Source organism: Rubrivivax gelatinosus, assembly GCF_016583785.1.
Classification (GTDB): domain Bacteria; phylum Pseudomonadota; class Gammaproteobacteria; order Burkholderiales; family Burkholderiaceae_C; genus Rubrivivax; species Rubrivivax gelatinosus_B.
In genome coordinates this window covers 12,166-31,555 of sequence record NZ_NRRU01000064.1, presented here as the reverse complement: position 1 = coordinate 31,555, position 19,390 = coordinate 12,166, and the positions used below count along the sequence as shown (strand labels likewise).

14 protein-coding genes and 1 pseudogene are annotated in these 19,390 nt (G+C 69.2%); 6 read left to right on the top strand and 9 right to left on the bottom strand.

Going from position 1 to position 19,390, the window contains the following annotated elements; genetic code table 11:
• The 3 genes and pseudogenes from CKO43_RS16545 to CKO43_RS16535 all read right to left on the bottom strand — a co-directional run.
• Positions 1-329 (bottom strand): annotated as a pseudogene (locus CKO43_RS16545) (type VI secretion system Vgr family protein); the annotation flags it as partial.
• Between the two features lie 8 nt (positions 330-337).
• The gene (locus tag CKO43_RS16540; RefSeq protein WP_200379276.1) at positions 338-1,432 is read right to left on the bottom strand and encodes a type VI secretion system Vgr family protein; all 1,095 of its coding nucleotides are present in this window, start codon (positions 1,430-1,432) and stop codon (positions 338-340) included.
• Positions 1,429-2,253 carry a hypothetical protein gene (locus CKO43_RS16535; protein WP_200228538.1) on the bottom strand — a complete coding sequence of 275 codons (825 nt, stop codon included), beginning with the start codon at positions 2,251-2,253 and terminating at the stop codon, positions 1,429-1,431. Before CKO43_RS16535 ends, CKO43_RS16540 begins: the two co-directional genes overlap by 4 nt.
• Before the next feature lie 145 nt (positions 2,254-2,398).
• Between CKO43_RS16535 and CKO43_RS16530 the strand changes: the two genes are divergently transcribed.
• The 6 genes from CKO43_RS16530 to CKO43_RS16505 are packed head-to-tail and all read left to right on the top strand — an operon-like array spanning position 2,399 to position 10,649.
• Positions 2,399-3,259 carry a M15 family metallopeptidase gene (locus CKO43_RS16530; protein WP_200228540.1) on the top strand — a complete coding sequence of 287 codons (861 nt, stop codon included), beginning with the start codon at positions 2,399-2,401 and terminating at the stop codon, positions 3,257-3,259.
• Positions 3,260-3,290: 31 nt separating this feature from the next.
• Positions 3,291-3,557 carry a PAAR domain-containing protein gene (locus CKO43_RS16525; RefSeq protein ID WP_200228542.1) on the top strand — a complete coding sequence of 89 codons (267 nt, stop codon included), beginning with the start codon at positions 3,291-3,293 and terminating at the stop codon, positions 3,555-3,557.
• A 37-nt stretch (positions 3,558-3,594) separates the two neighbouring features.
• A complete protein-coding gene (locus CKO43_RS16520) occupies positions 3,595-5,046 on the top strand; it encodes a hypothetical protein (protein ID WP_200228544.1) in 1,452 nt (483 codons plus the stop codon).
• Positions 5,047-5,071: 25 nt separating this feature from the next.
• The gene (gene tssM / locus CKO43_RS16515) at positions 5,072-8,878 is read left to right on the top strand and encodes a type VI secretion system membrane subunit TssM (protein ID WP_200379275.1); all 3,807 of its coding nucleotides are present in this window, start codon (positions 5,072-5,074) and stop codon (positions 8,876-8,878) included.
• Positions 8,875-9,864 carry a type VI secretion system-associated protein TagF gene (tagF, locus tag CKO43_RS16510; RefSeq protein ID WP_200228549.1) on the top strand — a complete coding sequence of 330 codons (990 nt, stop codon included), beginning with the start codon at positions 8,875-8,877 and terminating at the stop codon, positions 9,862-9,864. The genes tssM and tagF overlap by 4 nt, the downstream gene beginning before the upstream one ends.
• Positions 9,865-9,869: 5 nt before the next feature.
• On the top strand, positions 9,870-10,649 hold the full coding sequence (locus CKO43_RS16505; RefSeq protein ID WP_242481205.1) for an OmpA family protein: 780 nt from the start codon (positions 9,870-9,872) through the stop codon (positions 10,647-10,649).
• A gap of 18 nt (positions 10,650-10,667) precedes the next feature.
• On the opposite strand, the gene tssA is transcribed toward CKO43_RS16505, so the two are convergent.
• The 6 genes from tssA to tssK are packed head-to-tail and all read right to left on the bottom strand — an operon-like array spanning position 10,668 to position 19,369.
• Entirely contained in the window at positions 10,668-11,714 is a 1,047-nt protein-coding gene (tssA, locus tag CKO43_RS16500; RefSeq protein WP_200228553.1) for a type VI secretion system protein TssA, read from the bottom strand.
• Positions 11,714-12,718: a PoNe immunity protein domain-containing protein gene (locus tag CKO43_RS16495; RefSeq protein ID WP_200228555.1), complete on the bottom strand. Its 1,005-nt coding sequence runs from the start codon at positions 12,716-12,718 to the stop codon at positions 11,714-11,716. Before CKO43_RS16495 ends, tssA begins: the two co-directional genes overlap by 1 nt.
• A gap of 12 nt (positions 12,719-12,730) precedes the next feature.
• Entirely contained in the window at positions 12,731-14,176 is a 1,446-nt protein-coding gene (locus CKO43_RS16490; RefSeq protein ID WP_200228556.1) for a hypothetical protein, read from the bottom strand.
• Complete coding sequence (locus tag CKO43_RS16485) at positions 14,173-17,184, bottom strand: type VI secretion system Vgr family protein (RefSeq protein WP_200228557.1); 3,012 nt, start codon at positions 17,182-17,184, stop codon at positions 14,173-14,175. The genes CKO43_RS16490 and CKO43_RS16485 overlap by 4 nt, the downstream gene beginning before the upstream one ends.
• A 31-nt stretch (positions 17,185-17,215) precedes the next feature.
• A complete protein-coding gene (icmH, locus tag CKO43_RS16480) occupies positions 17,216-18,013 on the bottom strand; it encodes a type IVB secretion system protein IcmH/DotU (RefSeq protein ID WP_200228558.1) in 798 nt (265 codons plus the stop codon).
• A gap of 6 nt (positions 18,014-18,019) precedes the next feature.
• Entirely contained in the window at positions 18,020-19,369 is a 1,350-nt protein-coding gene (gene tssK, locus CKO43_RS16475) for a type VI secretion system baseplate subunit TssK (protein WP_200228559.1), read from the bottom strand.
• Positions 19,370-19,390 lie beyond the last annotated feature (21 nt).

The following is a 19,390-nucleotide window of genomic DNA, read 5'->3' as shown; positions in this document are numbered from 1 at the left end:
GCGCGGTGCTCGCCGTCCTGCCACGGGAAGCGCACACGCACGCGGCCCAGGCGGTCGGTGTGGATCTCTTCGGCCGAGGCGGCATCGCCCTCGGGGCCGACGACGGTGGCGGTCTGCAGGCCCGGTGCCTGCGGGCGCGGGTTGAGCAGAACGCCGCTGTCGTCCCAGCGCCAGGGCCGCCAGGGCACGTTGGCGCGCAGGGCTTCGAAGGCGTTGCCGTAGCCGCTGGCGGCGGCCTGGGCGCGCACCGGGGCGGGCACCCAGTCGGGCAGCGCCTGGGCGACGTGCTCGCTCAGATCCTTGGGCAGGTTGTTGATGCCGGCGTGCACGACCTGGGTCAGCAGGAACTGCGGTCACGCTCGCTGTGGCTGGCTCCCAGCTCAGGCAGCAGGTCCAGCGGGCTGTCGCGCAGGGCAAAGGTGCTGCCGGGCACGAAGCTGCGCACGGTGCCGCGGCCCAGCCAGCGCTTGTGGCGGGCCTCCAGCGTCTGCTGCAGCAGCAGTGCGGCGCGCTCGGCACGGGAGGTGTCGGCAAAGGCATAAGCGCCGGCGGGCTGGTAGCTCTCCAGCAGGTCCACCAGCGCGCCTGAGGAGCCGCCACCGAACGCGAAGGCGGTGGGCACGCTGGCCACGACGCTGCGGTGGGCCTTGTAATCCCACGCCAGCGTGGCGACGGTGGTCGACTGCAGCGTGCGCAGTCCGCCGAAGGCCTGGATGCTGTCCTGTTCCTCGACCGGGGCTTCGCGGTGGAAGCGCACGCCGCCTGAAGCGGCCGAGACCGTGTCCTCGGGGCAAGACTCGGCCTGCGCGCTGTCGGCGAAGATGACCAGCGCATGGCCCAGCGGCGCCGCGTCGTCGGGCTCGATGCGCCAGGCCAGGCCTTCTTCGGCCAGCAGGCGCTGCACGAACGCCAGGTCCGTCTCGCGGTACTGCACGCAGTAGCTGCGCACGCCGTCGGTGCCGGTGAAGGCGCTGGCGGCCAGGTGGGCGTCGACATCCGCGGCCCAGCGCCAGGCGGCGTAGGCGGGGTAGCCGGCGAACACCGCGTCGACGATCTGGCGCAGGCAGCGCTCCTGCCACACCTGGCTGCGCCGGGTGTAGGCCAGCAGCGCGATCCAGGGCCGCACTTCCAGGCTGTAGCGGGCGAATCCGCCGTCGCCGTCCTGCGCTTGAGCCGCCATCACGATGCCGCCGCGGACGCAGCGGCCGCCGTCGGCCTGCGTGGTGAGCAGGTCCACGCGCCGGCCGAGCATGTCCTCGATATCCAGATCGGCACGCTGCGCGAGGCAGCTGATGTGCAGTTCGCCGGGCTCGCTGAGTGCTTCGCGCTGACTCCAGGCCTCGACGCGAAGTCCGGCCAGCGGGCCTTCCCCCGTCAGCTCGTACAGCCGGCGGCTGGAATCGAACCACGCCACGGGATCGGACAGGGTCATGGCCGCACGGCCGCTTTGCTCGGCGCCAGCGAGCGAGGACACGCGTCGGCCCTTCCCCAGTAGTTCTCACAGATGCGGCGCCGGCAACGCAGCGCTTCCTCGCCGGCCAGGCTTCTGCAGCGACGCACGAGGTCGGCGATCGTGATCTCGCCGCGACCGCCGGCGTTGGCCTCCTGGCGGTTCATGTGCTGCACCATAGCGGCGATGAGGTCGACATCGGCGTCGCCGCCGTTGCCAGCCGGCGCGGCAGGACCGGCGGCGCCCTTCGCTTGTTTGGCTGTGGCGGGGGGCTTGGCTTTGGCTTTGCCTGTTGCGTGGGGCTTGGACGGGCCTGACGACGCGCGCCGGGCGGCCGCTGCCTTGGGCTTTTGGCGTGCCGCGTCGGCCAGGGCTGGCTTGATCGCAGGCGCGGCAACGGTCGCAGCGGCCACGGTCGGCTCAGGAATTGGCAGGTCCTCAACCGCGGCAACCAGCACGGCCGACGACGGGGGCGCGACGGGTTCAGCCGCCCTAGAGTCCGGCGCGGGCGACGGAGCGGGCGCCGCTGTCCGCGTCGTGGGCGGCACCTGCGGTGCTTCGGCAGCCGGTGCCCGCGCCATCATCGTGGCGGTCATCACGGTCGCGGCCAAACCGCCAAGCACCAGCAGCCAGAGCATCATTCCATGCATCCCGCGACGCGCCGGCGACGACGGAATGCCGTCGAGCGCGGCCAACACCGAAAGCTGCTTCTGAGGCACGGCACCGGCCTGCGTGCCGTCGGTCAGGGACGGGCGGCGCGGCGCCGCCGATGAACCGTCTTGTGGGCCTGGACTGATGGGCAAGCGTAGCTCTCCTGCGAAGGGGCGAATTTTATGGTCCGGCTAATGCGTGCCTGCATTAGCCAGACCATAAATGCAGAGGATGCGCAGCCACGCCCGCTCAGTGCAGACTCTTATGCCTTGGCACGGGCGAGACGGGTAAAAACATTTGGTAATTATTGTTGTCTTCGTATACGTTTTCCTCGTCGCGCTGGGGTTGGCTTTTCTGTGCCTGCCGTTTATTCGCGAGCCGGTGCAGGCCTTCGGCCACCGCATGACCGATCGTCTGCGCATCCCGGCCGGCGGGACGTTCTGGCGAGGGGGCGGCCGCCTGCAGCGCGGCTTGGGGTCGCTACTGCAGGCCGGACGTGACGCGCGAGCAGCAATGCCTCTGCTCAGCCCATGGTGGCTAGCCGCGCTGGCGCTGTTGCTGCTGGCCCCCGCGCTGGCTCTGGTGCTGCGCCAATGGCATGCGTACGACGGTTTCGACCATACCTATACGCACGAGACGAACGCCCGGATCGCCGAGTTGCTGCAGGGCGAACAGCTTGTGCCGCCGCCCCGGTTGCCGCCGGATCTGTTCACGACGCGAGAAGTCGCACAGGCGCGTCCGTTGGCCGACAGTGCAAGCCGCCAATGGGAACTGTTGGACGCCGATTTCCGCCAGCGGCTGCTGACGGTCTTCAAACTCATGCGCGAGCAGCACGGCTACGAAATGGTGCTGCTCGAGGGCTATCGCAGCCCCGAACGCCAGGTACAACTCGCGAAGCTGGGGCTGGCCGTGACACACGCTGGCGCGGGCCAGAGTTACCACCAGTACGGGTTGGCTGCCGACTGCGCGTTCCTGCGCGAAGGCCGCATCGTCATCAGCGAGCGCGACGCCTGGGCCGCCAGGGGCTACGAGCACTTCGGTGCCGTCGCCGACGCTGTCGGCCTGAACTGGGGTGGCGCCTGGCGGACGCTCGTGGACCTTGGGCACGTGGAACTGCCACGCGCCGGCGTGCTACCGCGGCGTGCCACGCCTGGATGAGCACCAGGATCGATATCAGGGAGCAGACAGCGTGAACAAACCCTTCATCGTCGTCGGCGACAAGACCGACCATGGCGGCGTCGTCGTGGCCGGCTCGGCCTTGACCGACACCGACGGCAGGCCCATCGCCCGCGTCGGCGACAAAGTGACCTGTCCGAAGAAGGGACACCGCGGCGAGACCGTGATCGCCACCGGCGACCCCACCTGCATCATCGACGGCAAGGCCGCCGCCCGGCATGGCGACAAGACCGCATGCGGCGCCACGCTCATCTCCTCGCAGGTGGTCACGACCGACTGACGCCGGTCCGCGGCCGGCGGTCTGCCGGCATCCCCAGATGAACCGTTTCTTCCAAACGATCGCGCTGTTCGTCGCCATCGCCTGCTTCGTGTGGGTGGGCGTGCTGTGGCATTGGCAGTCAACGCAGCGAGACATGTCCGAAGAGGACATCGCCGTGTACCTAGTCGCGCTACCGCTGACGCTGTTCGCGCTGGTCTTGCTCGGCCGCTGGGCCTGGCGCGGCGCGGTGCGGCAGGCGCACGAACGCGAGGCCGGCGCCGCCGCCGTGCCCTCCCCCGCTCCGACGCCGACCACTCCCGACGAGGCCGAGCGCCGCGCCACGCTCCAACTGCTGGCTGCGCATCTGAACTGCCCCGCGGGCGACAGTCCCGCGGCCCTGCTGAATGCGGCCGAGGAGGGAGCGCCTCGCCCCGAACTAGACCCCGTGCTGCGCGACGACGATGGCCTGCCGCTGATGACGGCTCGCATCCGCGGCCTGGACCCCGATGCGCTGGACCTGGACGCGGCTGAAGAGACCATGCGCGCGCTGCAGGCCGCCTGGCAGCACGAGGCAATGCGCCCCGAGATGCGACGCGCACTGGCCGCCTTGCAGCTGCCGCTGGAAAACACGCTGACCACGCTGCGCGCCTGGCGCGAACGCTTCGGCCTGGAAGACGCTCCGCCGGAGCATGTGAGCCAGTCGATGCTGCGCTTGCTGCCGCTGTGGCCGCCCACCTGGACAGCCTACGAAACCGCCGTCGCCCGCCTGTGGCTGCTGGCGCAGTTGCAGGCGGCCGAACTAGCGGGTCCGCATCGCATCGCCGAGCTGCCGCTGGCACCGGGCGGCGGCTGGCCGGAGGCCGAACGTGTGGTGCGCACGCTCGAGCGGGAAAACCGCGCCGACCTGCTGCTCGTCACCGCATGCCACAGCGACATCGGCGACGCGAGCGTGCGTCGCCTCCAGGCCGAAGGCCGGCTCTTCACGTCGCGCTCGGCAACGCGGCCCATTCCGGGCGAGGCGGCGGCGGCGCTGGTGCTGGCGCCCACGACCTGGCCGGCCGCCACAGACGACGAGTTGCCCGTGCACCTGCACCGGGCCGCCGTCATCGCGCGCGACAAGTCGATAGATGCCGGCGGGCGCACCAGCGGCGAGGCTGCGCAGACCTGCGTCGAGCAGGCGCTGGCCAGCGGCCCGTTCGCGCCCGAAGCCATAGCCGCCGCCGTGCACGACGCCGACCAGCACACCCCACGCGCCGCCGAGGCGCTCACCACGCTGCTGAACGGCCTGCCGCATCTTCTGCCGGCCGACGACGTGCGCCAGACCGGCATGCTCAACGGCCAGGCCGGCGTGGCCGCACCGCTCCTCGTCATCGCGCTGGCGGCGCACCAGGCGCAGCGCCTGGGCAAGCCCTGTCTGGCTCTGTCCGTCGACGACATGCGCCTGCGCCTGGCGCTGATCGCCCGCCCTGCCCCATTCGATCCCGCGGCTGCGCCGCCGGCTGCGGCGTGAGTGCCGCCCCCACCACCCGCTCCCCATGAACCGAATCTGGACTTTCCTGCTCAATCCGCGCGTGCTTGGCGTGATCGGTCTGGCGGCACTGGCGGCGTTCCTGTTCCTCGGCGCCAGCGCGCTGCAGGTCGCGCTGGTCTGGGCCGGCATCGCGCTCGGGGCGCTGATCGCCGTCGGGCTCGCCGTGTGGGGGATCCGGAAGCTGCGCGCCCGGCGAGCCGCGCGCGCACTGGAGCAGGCGATCGAAGTGCCCGGCGCGGCCGAGAAGCAGGCGCCGCGCGCCGACGTATCCGCGCTGCGCACGCGGCTGGTCGACGCGGTGAAGACCATCCAGAAGAGCAAACTCGGCCAGCTCTCCGGCAGCGCCGCGTTGTACGAGCTGCCCTGGTACATGGTGATCGGCAACCCAGCCGCGGGCAAGAGCACGGCCATCGTCAAGAGCGGGCTCAAGTTCCCGTTCGCCGACGGCGGCGACGCGGTGATCCAGGGCATCGGCGGCACGCGCAACTGCGACTGGTTCTTCACCAGCGAAGGCATCCTGCTCGACACCGCCGGTCGCTACGCCGTGCACGAGGAGGACCGCCAGGAGTGGCTGGGCTTCCTGGGGCTGCTCAAGCGCCACCGGCCGAAGGCGCCGATCAACGGCATCCTCATCGCTGCTAGCCTGGCCGAACTGGGCAGTGGACGGCCCGAGGCCGCCATCCAGCTGGCGAAGAACCTGCGCCAGCGCGTGCAGGAACTCACCGAGACGCTGGAAGTCATCGCACCGGTGTATCTGGTGTTCACCAAGGCCGACCTGATCGCCGGTTTTGCCGAGTTCTTCGAAGACCGCGACCGCAGCGAGCGCGAGCGCGTGTGGGGCGCCACGCTGCCGTACGCCCAGGCCCAGCGCGGCGACGCGGTGGCCGCGTTCGACCGCCACTTCGACGAGCTCTACGAAGGCCTGAAGCAGATGACGCTGGCGCGCATGGCGATGGAGCGCGGCAAGGCGCTTCCGCCGGGCGTGCTGACCTTCCCGCTGGAGTTCGCCGAGCGCAAGACGGCGCTGCGTGCCTTCGTGGCCACGCTGTTCGAAGAGAACCCGTACCAGTACCAGCCGGTGTTCCGTGGCTTCTACTTCACCAGCAGCGTGCAGGAGGGAAGCTCGGCCAGCAAGGCCAGCGAGCGGGTGGCGCAGCAGTTCGCGTTGGAGCCGCGTGCCGACCGCGTCTCGGGCTTCGTCGTCGCAGAGAACGGGTTCTTCCTGAAGGACCTGTTCAGCAAGGTCATCTTCGCCGACAAGGGCTTGGTGCAGCAGCACGCCAGCCGCGGCAAGCAGCGGCTGCGACTGGCGACGTTCTCGGCGGCGCTGCTGCTGTTGGCGCTGGCGACGGGCAGCTGGACCTGGTCGTACGTGGGCAACCGGCAGCTGATGGCCAACGTGCGCGCCGATCTCGACTATGCCGTGCGCCTGCAGGCCGAGAACCCCGACCTCGGGTCGCGCATGCAGGCGCTGGAGACGCTGCAGGACCGCATCGAGCAACTGCAGCGCTACCGCCAGGACCGGCCGCTGGGCATCAGCCTCGGCCTGTACCAGGGCGAGGAGATCGAGGCCAAGCTGCGCCAGGAGTACTTCGCCGGCATCCGGCAGGTGATGCTGGAGCCGGCGGCGGCAGCGATCGAGGCCTATCTGGCCGAGGTCAGCGCGAACCCGGGCCGCCTGAAGCCGCTGGGCAAACCACCGGAGTCCGGCGCGGCGACGGCAGCCGCGCCGCGCACCGCCGGCCGATACGTCGACGCATCGGTCGAGGACGCGGGCGATGCCTACAACGCGCTCAAGACCTACCTGATGCTGGCCGACCGCGAACGGATCGAGCCGGTGCATCTGGCCGAGCAGATCACCCGCTTCTGGCGCGGCTGGCTCGACAGCAACCGCGGCAGCATGCCCCGCGAGCGGCTGATGCAGAGCGCCGAGCGCATGATCAGCTTCAGCGCCGGGCTGAGCCGCGACCCCGCCTTCCCGACCGTCGCCAACAAGCTCGCGCTGGTCGACCAGATGCGCGAGTTGCTGCGCGAGCAGCGCCGCGGCGTCAAGGGCGTGGAGCGCGTGTACGCCGACATCAAGACGCGCGCGTCCACCCGCTTCCCGCCGATGACCGTGGCGCGGCTGATCGCCGATGGCGACAAGGACGTGATCGCCGGCAGCCATGCCATTCCCGGCACCTTCACCCGCGAGGCCTGGGACGGGTACATCGCCAAGGCGTTCAAGGAAGCCGCCACCCAGGAGTTGCAGAGCTCCGACTGGGTGCTGAACATCGCCGCCCGCGACGACCTCACGCTCGAAGGCAGCCCCGAGCAGATCCAGAAGCAGCTCACTGAGCTGTACAAGACCGAGTACGTGCGCGAGTGGCAGCGCTTCATGCAGGGCATCTCGATCGCCGAGTTCGGCAGCTTCGACGAGGCTGTCAAGCGCATGAACCGGCTGGGCGACCCGGCGAACTCGCCGATCCGTGTCGTGCTGACGACGCTGTTCGACCAGACATCCTGGGACAACCCCTCGCTGCTGAACGAGCGCCTGGGCAAGGCGCAGAAGGGCTTCGTCGACTGGATCCGCCAGACCATCCTGCGTCAAGCGCCGCAGCGCGTGGAAGTGAAAGTCGACGTGACCGGGGCCAGCGCTGGCGTGCCGATGGGGCCGATCGGGCGCGAGTTCGCGGCGCTGTCGCGCATCATGACGTCGCGCGACAGCACGCCGCCACCGATCAAGGCCTACCTGGAAAACTTGTCCAAGGTGCGCACGCGCTTCAACCAGATCAAGAACCAGGGCGATCCCGGCCCCGGCTCGCGCGTGCTGCTGGCCGCCACGCTCGAAGGCCCCGGCTCCGAACTGGCCGAGGCGCTGAGGCTGGTCGACGAGCAACTGCTGCTGGGCATGACCGACACTGCCAAGGCCACGCTGCGGCCGCTGCTGGTGCGCCCGCTGATCCAGGCGCTGGCGGTGGTGGTGCCACCGGCCGAGACCGAGGTCAACCGCGTCTGGGCGGCGCAGGTCTCCGAACCCTTCCAGCGCACGCTGGCGTCGAAGTACCCCTTCGACACCCGCTCGACCGTGGAGGCGGCGCCGCAGGACATCGCCAAGATCTTCGGCCCCGACGGCGCGATCGCGAAGTTCTCTAACGAAGCGCTGGGGCCGTTGGTGGTGCGCCGCGGCGACGCCATCGAGCCGCGCCAGTGGGCCGAGGTCGGTGTGAGGCTGCGGCCGGAGTTCACCGGCGGCTTCGGCAGTTGGGTCGCGCAACTCGATGCAGCCAGCGGCGGCGGCGGCGTCACCACGGCCAGCAGCGGCGGGGCTGTGGCCGCGGCGGCGGACCAGACGCTGTTCCAGATCCTGCCCCAGGGCGCGCCCGGCTTCGTCGAGTACACGGTGGTCATCGACGGCCAGTCGCTGCGCTACCGCAATGCCGCCGCGCAGTGGACCGACATGGTCTGGCCCAACCGCGCCGGCGTGGCGGGCGCGCGGCTCAGCGGCGTCACCCACGACGGCAAGACCGTCGAGTTCGTCAACGAGCCGGGCAACTCCGGACTCGGCAGGTTCATGGAACTGGCGCAGAAGAAGAGGCTGGACGGTGGCGTCAACGAACTGAAGTGGACGCAGGGACCCTACTCCGTCACGGTGCACTTGCGGGTGCTGCGCCAGCCCGGGGAGCCGCCGCCGCCCAGCAGCCGTGCCGCCACCGCACCAGGCACGGCGCCGATCGGCACCAGCCGGCTGCAGGGGCTCAGGCTGCCGACGCTGGTGGCAGGTGTCGACGCGACCGCGGCGGCAGCATCCTCGCCGAAGGCGTCGCCATGAGCGCCACGGTGCCCTTGCGCATGCTGCACTTCGGCAAGCTGCCCTCTCGCGGCGACTTCGTCCGCAGCGGCCAGCCCGCGGCGCTGCTGCAGACGCTGGACGACTGGCTGGCCGGGGGCGTCGAAGCGCTGTCCGCCGACCCGCGCTGGAAGCTGCTGTACGACCGCGCAATGCCGGCGCAGTTCGCGTTTCTGGGCAGCCGCGCGACGCGCGGCCTGGCCGGCCACCTGATCGCCAGCAACGATGCCTCTGGCCGGCGCTTCCCTTTCATCGTCGCCGGCGCGCTCGAGATGACCGATTCGCTGGCATTCGTGGCGCGCAGCCCGCTGCTGCTGGCGCGCCCATGGCAGCGCTTCGAAGCGGCCGCCAGGCAGAGCTACGCGGCCGCCGACGCCACGCCGCTGCTCGCCGACATCAGCCAGACCGAAGTCGAGCTCGAGAGTTCGGTACTGGCCTATGAAGCCAACTTCCGCGACTTCCTGGAGATGCAGACCCTGGCCAGCACCGAGGCGCTGCTGCGGCAGGCCGGGCACGCGCTGTCGCTGCGCACGCTGCTGCTGGGCATCGGCCTGCTGCTGGAGAAGGTTCCCGCCAGCGGGCTGCAGCGCCTGGACAAAGGGTTGCTGCTGCCGCTGCCGCAGGACCCGATGGTGCGGCCCTACGTGGCCACGCTGTGGATGGAGCTGGTCAGCGGCTTCCTCTCGCGCGCCGCATTCGAGCTGGTGCTGTTCCTGCCGCAACCCAGCGCCCCGGGCAGTGCCGTGCTGGCGCTCGGTTTCGACGGCCCCACCGCACGCGGTTTGCAGGCCCTGATCGACCCCGAACGCCGGCCCGATGTCTTCATCGACGCCCAGCAGGCCGACTGGGTGGAGCCGTTCGTCGACCAGGACTACGGCGTGAAGAAGCTGTCGAGTTACCTCGAACAGCCCTCGCTGTCGCTGCGTCAGGCCGTCGCGACGTTCAAGGAAGCCTTTCTCGGGAACTGATGCGCATGCGAAACCTCCTCCGTGCAGGCACCCTGGCCGCGACGCTCGCTCTGGCCGGACCCGTGCTGCAGGCCCAGTCCGTCGCTCCGGGCAAGGTGGTCGTGGCCGGCGACGTCCCCGACGAGTCGACCCGCCAAGCGATCCTTGCCAAGGTGCGCGAGCTCTACGGTCCAGACCGCGTGATCGACCAGCTCGGCGTGCGCTCGCTGGCCGCGCCGCCGAACTGGGCCCAGCACGTGCAACGGATACTGCACCCGGACCTGAAGAGCGTGACGCGAGGCCAGTTGGACATCCGCGGCAACGTCGTCGAGATCCGCGGCGAGGTTGCGAGCGACGCGCAGCGCCAGCAAGTGCTCTCGCAGCTGCGCAACCAGCTCAGCAACCCGACCTACACCGTGCGCAACGGCTTGCGGGTCAGCGCCGCCGGGCAGGAGCAACTGGATGCGGCGCTGGCCAACCGCATCGTCGAGTTCGAGCCCGGCAGCGCCACGCTCACCGCCACGGGCCAGCAGGTACTGGACGACCTGGCAGGCGTGATCAAGCGCATGCCCGACCGGCGTTTCGAGATCATCGGCCACACCGACGCCCAGGGCGCCCGGTTGTCGAACCTGGCCTTGTCGGCTGCGCGCGCCGATGCCGTGAAGAGCTACCTCACCGCCCAGGGCGTGCCCGCCACGCTGCTGGGTACTTCGGGCGCCGGGCCGGACAGACCGGTGGCCAGCAACGACACGGCCGACGGGCGGGCGCGCAACCGTCGGATCGAGGTACGGGCGATCAGCCAGTAGGCGCAAGCGCCAAGGCGCTTAGTGCCTGGTCTCCACGCCCAGAAGCTCTTCGAGTTGCACGAGCGAGCCCCCGTCCTTCATGACGAGGCGCAGCCACTCGTGCAGCGGCAGTTCGCCCCAGTGCGCGGCGCGTTCGGCCAGGTAGGCCACGGGACTGTGGGGTTCGTGGGTGCGGAAGTACTCGGCCACCAGCCGCAGCTGAGCCAGTGCCTGGGCGCGGGTCGTGGGTTGCGCGCCGAAGGCGGGCGCCGTCAGGGTTGCGGCCACGGGAGCCTCCGGTGAAGCTGCTGCCACGGGCGGTGCGGTGATGGGCGAACTGACACCCCGCACCAGGCGCTCCAGCGCATGCACGGAATCGTCGAGCGTGCTTCGGGCGGCGCCGAAAGCTGGCCCGTCGGCGCCCAGGTGGCCGTCGACCACGGCCTGCAGCGCCAGCAGCGCTTCGCGGGTGCGGCGGCCGTGTTCCAGGTGCTCGACAAGAGCCGAGGCAGGTGTCTCGCGCAGCGCTTTGGCGATGTCCTCGGGTGTCGCCTTGCCGGCTGTGGGCACGGCGCCGGGATCGCGCGCCGTGGCAAGCACCACCCCCAGCGCGCGTGCCGCGTCGATGTCGAGCAGCGAGTAGGCCGCGTCGCCGCGCCGCAGCACCGGCAGCGCGGCTCCCAGCTGCACCACCTGCGTGAGCAGGTGCGCCAGCGCACCGGTGCGCAGGTCGATGTCCTCGCCCTCGGGCAGCGGGTGCAGGCTGGCCCAGTAGCGCTCGCACAAGCCCTGCGCCAGCGCGATTCCGTCGGCCAGGCCGGCGTAGCCGCGCAGCTGAGCCCAGGCCTCGGCCAGCCAGCCGGCGACGCGCAGATCCTTGGTGCGCTGGGCCAGCAGGGTTTCACAGGCGGACGCGACTCCGGGCCAGTCGGCGGTTTTGACCTCGCTGACCCATTCGCCTTGCGACAGCGTCGGGTCGTCGGCGCGGCGCATTTCGGCGATGGCGTCGAAGTCGCGAGAGAAGCTCAGGTCGGCGCCGGTGGGGGCAGCGCCGGCCAGCGGTGAAAGCAGGTTCTCAACGGACATCACGGGGCCTGGTTGTCGTCCCATTGCCAAAGGGTGGTGCCGTAGTCGCAGCCGACCTCAGGCATCGTCTCGCCCCGAGCAAACCTCCGGCGGGTCGACGTGCCGGCCGGCGTCATCCAGTAGCCGTCGCGGGGGCAGGGTTCGCCGGCGGCAGCGCGCAGCCGCGCGGCAGCTCTCTCGTCGGCTGCGCTCAGCCAGGCATGCTCGCGAGCCCAGGCCACCAGGTCCTTGGGGTAGTAAAGGTACTTGTGCAGGCGGCTATCGTCTTCGATCCCAAGCAGCAGAACTGCTGCGCCGGCTTCGAAGCTCCAGTAACCGAAATAGCCGCTCTGGCAGCCCTTCTCGTCTGGCTTGTGGCTGTCGTGCCAGCCCGTTCCGGCAAGGTCCTTGTACCAGTGCTTCAAGAAGCGATCGATCTCTGTCAAGGCGCGGCCCGGCGTGGTTTCGGTCAGGCCGTTGAAGAGGTCCTCGTAAGGCCGCACTTGACACAGTGCGTCGGTCTCGAAGCGGGTCTCGGGACCGAGGCCGAAGGCCATGAACTCCTCGTACAGCGTGTCGCGACCGCCGTTGCCCTTTCCGCTCTCACCATCTTGCAGTGCCGCAATTCGGGGCAGCAGGTCACGACGGTGCAGCAAAAAACACAGACCGATGAGTTGCATCAGCTGGCAGTACTCATCAAGGACGTCGTACTGGAAGACCGGCTCGTTGCGATCGCCGGAAGATCTCCATAGCCAATCGCCGAAATTCTCAAAGGACGAAACGACCTGTTCAAAATCTTGTCGGAAGGCCTGCACGGGCTCGCCTGCGGTGTATCGGAGGCAGACCCTCTGCAGCTGGTAGCGCGCGATGCTGCGCCAAGAGATCATCCACCCCTCTATTTCCGTGTCGCCCGAGCCTGCGGGCTTACTCCTGAACAGTTCAATGCCCTGCGCAAGTGCCGACAGTTCCGACTCATAGTGAGCCTGCCCCAAGAATTGCTGCCGTCGTTTGGTGTGGAAAGACATGTAGTAATTTCGTCAGCGCGCACGTCTGTGCGCATCAACGACGGCTGCCCGGTCGTTGACAATTTTCGAGATCTGGTTGTCGCCGAACTCCCTGGTGGCTTGGTGTGCGGAATGGATACCGTCTGCCGGAAGTCGACCCGACGCGTGCAAAATCAGCGCTTCTGCATGTGCCGTAGCCTGCGGAATGGAGAAGAAGAGCACGTGCCGCGTGTAGCCGGAAGAGATAACCTGCGCTTCGATGGAAGAACTGGTCGCGCGCTGCAGCCGCGACTCGATCCAGCCTTTGCTCATCTGGGTCCGCTTACCGTTGGACTGGCGGACCGATGAGGATCCACTCCGCCCCCCGCCGCGCCGCCCGGCGCCACCACCCCGGCCGGATCCAGACCCGGCGTTCGACCCACCACGCTCGTTCTTGTCCCCCGCCTCGCCTAGCAGCGCTGCCAGACTCTTCGTGGGGTCGTAGCTGGCTTTCGCTTCGATGATGGCGTAAGGCTTGGCGCCCTTGCTGTGCCAGATGGCGTCGATCCCCCGCCCGCGTGGAAGAGTGGGCCACAGTTGCACGAGGCGTCCGTGGTCGTTGAGCTTGGCTTCATTGACCAATGCCTGGTCGTGGCGGACTGCCTGGCCCCACCCCTTGACATCCTGGCAATAGTAGTCGGCCATGTGCTCGCCCATGACGCCCAGCACCTTCTGCGTGAGGCTCTTGAATCGGGCCGTTCGCTGCGTGGCCGCGTTGGGCGTGTTGGGGCTGCAAGGATTGTTATGCTCGCCTGAACCCTGCGTTCCTGCATTGGCCTGGGTCCCGGGCTTGGCCGGCGGAGTTCCGGGCTGTAACTTGGCGGCGGGGCCGGTATCGGCGCTCGTCTTTCGTCCCTTCGCCAGCCAACCGTCGATCTCCTTCTTGAACGCGTCGAATTGGTGGCTCAGGTTGGCGCGGATGTCGTCTACCCTCTGGCGCATTTCGGGGCTGAGCTGGCGCGTGAAGTTCGGGTTGCCGAGGATGTTGTCGAGTTGTTTGCGCAGCTTGGCCAAGTCGAGCGCCTCGCGCAGCAGTTTCTCGGGGTCGCCCTTGTAATAGCGGCGGATCATGTCCAGCAGTTCGTCGACACGGACGGCGCCGCTCTTGATGGCGCGTGTGCTCCGCTTTACTGCGTCGCCACCGCCGGGAATGAGACCGATCAGCGCGGTGATCAGGTTGAACCACGCCAGGGGGCAGGCTGGAGCACCGGCCACCTCAACCAGGCCCTTGATGACGTCTCGCGCATCGACGATCTGGCCCAGAACCGGCACACAGCCGATGACGGTCTCGGCAAGGATGGCCCAGGGCGCGTTGCTGTCGCCCTTGACGAAGCGGACGGCCTCGTCCTTAAGCGACTCGAGCCAGCCCGCGTGCGCTGTGCCGGAAGTGGCTTGCGCGGCGTGAGCCGCGCCTCGGGTTGCGACGGCAGCACTGCTCATGGAGCATCTTCCTGCAACATGGTGGTCAGCGATCTCTGCTGCCCCTCGTTGAGGAAATGCCAGGCGTCCTCGCCCTCCGGTTCGTCTCGACCATCCTGCAGTTCGTCGAACACCTCTCGCTGCTCGCTGGTGGCCTGGTCTGCCCAGAACCTCTGCGCTTCAGCCTCGGCACGCCGGATGTTGGCAATCGCTTCCTCATTGCTGGTGGCACCTGCCTTGAAGGAGTTCGCCGGCAGCTTGACGCGCGCTTCGGGCGGCTGTGGATCCTCGCCGTAATAGACGCGGGCCGTTCGGTTGGGCACGCCTTCGAGGCGGGCGTGCCCGCGGGCATCCAGCATCCCCTGGCGGACGGTGCCATCGTCGAAGACCACCGTGTAGGCTGCGCCGGCGATCGGCATTAGCCACTCGTCATGCAGGTTCAGTTCGATGAAGTTCGGCTGGATCCCCGCCACACCTTCCGGCAAGGCCGGCAAGCTCGCTGCCTGGCTTGCGCCTCCCTGGAACCCGTGGCTTGAGGCCTTGACCTGCCAGTTGCCCGGGCATGAGAAGTCGATGTTGGCGCCGTCGAGCACGATGGCGCTCTGGCCGGCCACGAGCTCGATGCGGCTCTTCGCGCTGACGGTGATCTCTTCGTTGACCGAGATGACCGTCACCTCGCGGTCGGCCAGGATCTGCAGAGCGTCGGTGTGGGCCTGGATCGACACCGGGCCGTTGGCCGCGTGCAGCTTGGCGCCGCCCTGGTGCGTGTACCAGCTCGTCGTCTGCCCCGAGACGCCGGCGTAGGTGTGCGCCGCCGTGTGCTGGATGTCGCCCTGGACCACGGCGCTGAAGTCCTGCCCGGCAAAGGCTGCGATGCTCGCCTCGCTGGCCATCAGCAGGGTGCTCGGGGTGTCCAGCAGCACGTTTGGCTGGGCGAAGGTCTCCACCGGCTCGCCCGGAGTGCGGCCATCCGCCTTCTGCGCCTGCTGGCCGTTGACGGGCCCGGCATGCCGGCCGTCTTGCTGCGGGTCTATCGCCTGGACGAAGCGCGCCAGCGCCTGGTCATCGTCGTGCGTGGGCAGCGGCGCGGCCATGCCTGAACGCGCTGCGCCCGACAGCCGCCCACCCAGGTCGCGCGCCGCCTTCAGCTGCGTCACGGCCTCGGCTGCGTCCATCTGCGTGCCCTGTGCCGAGCCGTAGCTGCCGGGCCGCGCCGAGGTCGACAGCAGCAGCCCTTTGCCCGCGCGCAGCGACGCCCAGCCCTGCGTGCCGGCTTCGAAACCCGCGCCGCGCCAGGCGCCGCGCTGCGCGCTCTCCCCGGGCTGCTGGATCAGGTGGCCCAGACCCAGCTCGCCGGCACCGTAGCTGGCGTGCAGGCGCAGGCGCAACTGGCCGGTGCTGTTGTCCAGCACCCATTGGTTGAAGCCGGCACCGTCCAGCGCCTGGCTGTGCCAGCCGTCGATCACGCCGGGGTGGTTGACGCCCGAGTCCACGCCGGCGGAGAACGGCGGCAGATCCTGGCCGTTGTAGAGCCCGCCGGTGACCAGCGGGCGGTCGATGTCGCCTTCGACGAAGGCCACCGCCACCTCGGCGCCGATGCGCGGCACGAAAACCTGGCCCCAGTTGGCGCCGGCGGCGGCCTGGGCCACACGGACCCAGGTGCCCGAGGTCTCGTTTCCCGGGGCGTTGTCGCCACGCTGCCAGGGGAACTGGATCCTCACCCGCAGGTCGCGGTCGGTGGTGACGGGCTCGCCCTGCACACCCACCACCAAGGCCGTCTGCAGGCCGTGTGCGCTGGGTTTGCGGATGAAGCGCGGCACCACCGGTGTCGACGCGCGCGCGGCGTGGAAGTGGTTCTTGTAGCTGCCGTGCTCCAGTTCGGTGCTGCCCAGCAACTCGGCCACCTGCGCGCCCAGGTTGTTGGTCGCGTGGTGCTCCACAGCCAGCAGGACGAACTCGTTGTCGGCCGTTTCGTGCAGCAGCGCACCGGCGTAGTTCAACGCCGTGGTGTTGGCGCCGAACAGCGGATGGTCGACGAGCGTGAACGTGCGCCCGGCATCGAAGTGGCGCGTGCTGCCCTGCCCTTCGAAGCGCTCGAAGTCCAGTTCCAGCGCGGCCAGTGCCAGCGCCGCAGCGCGTGCAGCTTGGTCGCTGTCGGCATGGCGGTAGGCGCCGGCACCGTCGTAGACCTCCAACACGGGCAGTTCGCCGATGGCCAGCGCCGTGCTGTCCTCGGCCGCCGTGCCGCACAAGTGCTTGTAGTTCCAGCTGCCCAGCGTCACCGCGTTGGGCATCAGCTGGCGTTGCGCCATGAAGGCCGTCACGGCGTCCTTCTGGCCGCGTACGCTGGCCGTGGGATGCTGGCTGGTGAAGCGCGCGTCGCCCAGCGCCGGCCGCTTTGCCATGCGGTCGGTGACGACGAGCACGTGTTTCGCGTGGCCCTCATGGGCATCGGATGCGCCGTCGTCCAGGTGCTCGAAATGCCAGCTCAGGCCCTCTTCGGCCAGCAGCCGCTGCACGAAGGCGAGATCGGTCTCGCGGTACTGCAGGCACAGGTTGCGCTGGCGCAGCGTTTCGCTCAGCTCGAAGCGGAAGTTCGCGCTCGGGTAGCGACGGAAAACCTCCTCGACGATCTGCTGCGCGGTCTTGTCCTGGAAGACGAAGGCGTCGCGCCGCAGCGCGAGGAACGACAACCAAGGCCGCATCACCAGCCGGTAGCGCGCGAGACCGCCGTCGCTGCCCAGCTGTGCGGCTTCGAACACATAACCGTGGAACGGTTTGCCACTGCCGTCGGGCTGCAGCAGGCGCACGCTGAGCTGCTCGCCCACCAAGGTCTTCAGCTCGAAGAAGGCACTCGAACCGACGGCGTCGAGCACCAGCTCGAAGGGCTGGCTGACCGCGTCCTGGAGCACCATGCGTTCGGGCACGAGTGCCAGCGCGGGCAGCGCGCTTTCCAGCTGCAGCATTCGGCCCTGCTGGTCCAGCAGCGCCGTGAAGTCCAGGCGGCTCGCCCGCTGCTTCGATGACATCTGCGTGTGCTCCTGGCGCCTTCCCACCGCGCTACGGCAGCGTGATGGTGATGTGGGCCGTCGGGGGCGGGAGCTTGACGATCTGCGCGTAGCCCGCCAGGTCGCCCTTCGTCTCGCGTTCCAGCGACCAGCGCATGCCGATGAAGGCCGCCAGCCCCGCCAGTGCGAACAGCGCGCCGACGACCCACAGCGGCACTTCGCTGCGCAGACGGTTCATCACCGAGTCGGGTGCCTGCCAGTGCGGCGCGAACGGCGCCCGCCGGCCCTTGAGGTTGGCGATCTCGTCGCCCAGGCGGTCGCACAGGTAGCCCAGCTTCTCGGACCCTTGCTCCAGCATGTACTTTCCCTGGAAACCCATCAGCAGGCACATGTGGAACACCTCAAGCGCCTGCACGCGGGCCGCGCCTTGGCGGCGCAGATCCTCCAGGCGGACGAAGAAGTTCTCGCCGGCCAGTTGTTCGCCGAACAGCTCCAGCTGGAGTGGCTTGCGCGCCCAGGCGTCTCGCATCGCCCCCTGCGAACTCAGCACGATCTCGTCGACCAGCGCGCAATAGGCGTATTTGGCGAGGTAGATGTCTTCGGCCGGCGTCTCGACGCCGGCCTGTCCCAGCTTCTTGGCGCCGCGCTCGACGCCATCGAGAAAGTCGCGGATGCGCTCGCGCAGTTCGTCGGCACCGGTGGGCACGTAGCGGTTCTTCAGAAGGAAGAGCATGTAGAAGCCGTCGACCATCAGGTCGAGCAGCGAGCTGGCCTCGTGCGTGCTGCCGGCCCCACGGGGCGTGGGCCGCAGGCCGGGCATCAGCGAAGGGACGGCGGGGGTGTCGGCCATGGTCTGTCAGGCGTTGAGAGCAAAGAGTTCGAGCCGCACGTCCTCGATGCCCGACGGCACGTAGATCGTGACCGACTGACTCTGCAGCATGCGTTCGTACAGCGGTCCGCGTGCCTCGAACTGGAAGTAGTAGGTGCCTGGCCGCACCGGGATGGCGGCCGGCACCTGCGGCGTATGAACGAGCCGTACGCCGGCCATTGCCGACAGCACGAGTTTGTCGACGTCGTCGGGTCCGCCGACCTTCAGGCGCAGCGGCACCGCGTCGACCAACTCGGCTGCAGGCATCGCTGCGCTGACGCCGAGCACGAGCGTGGTGGATGGCGTGATCTGCTCGCTGTCGAGCCGGCCGACGTGGAACGACGGCCGCGCTTCGGCCAGCGCAATCGCGAAGTAGCGCGTGGAGATCACGGTCTCCAGCAGTTCGCGCACGATGGTGTCGAGCTTCAGGAAGGCCGGCCCGGGCGCGTCGTGGCGGTACGGCGGCAGCTCGGCAAGCGTGAAGCTCTTCGAGAAGGTCATCAGCGCACCCGCCAGCTCGAGCAGGCGCTCGAACAGGCGCTCTGGGTGCAGGGCCGGGTTGTACTGGTAGTGCGCCAGCGCCGCGCAAGCCGAGCTGGCGGTATGCAGCAGCCAGAACGAAGCGATGTCGCCCGAGCGGAACTCAATCACGTGCTTGGACGGCTCGCGGTGGAAGCCGTACAGCGCATCGACCTTGGCCTGCAGCATCTCGATCAGCCGGCGCAGCATCAGCATCAGCATGGGCGAGGCCTGCAGCGCCACGCACGGCGGCATGAAGCGCCCGTCGTGCTCGAAGCCGCCTGCCGCCTGCCGTCGCAGGCGCAGCAGCGGCAGGCTCACCAGGTGTTCCCGCGGCTCATGCTCGGCGACGACGCGCACCACGCGCTTGAGCAGCACCACGTCGGCGCCAGCCGCGGCGGTGAACCAGTCGGCCGCGTCCTGAGCCGCCTGGCGAAAACGCATAGACGCGTCGGCCGGTGCGTCGCCACGCGCGCTGTTGCTGCCGGCGCTGCGCATTGGCGCCATCGCGGCGTGGAACACGAACTCGGTCGCGCCGGTCGGCAGCGTCGCCAGGCTGACCGGTGCGGGCAGGTCGTCTTCGCCTGGCGCGGCGTACATCTCGCCGTCCGGAAAGACGATCTGCAGCTCGGCGAACCGCAGCACGCCACTGGCCAGTGCGTCGGTGTCGACACGGCACTTGCGGACGCCCCAGGCGTACGGATGCAACGTGCGCATGCCTTCGGCCAGGCGCCACTCGTGGTAAGCGTCCTGGCGCTGGAAGTGCTGCGGCCGCAGGAAGAGGCCTTCGCCCCAGAGGACTTTGGAAGATGGCAGCACGGGTTTCTCTCGGCAAGTGGG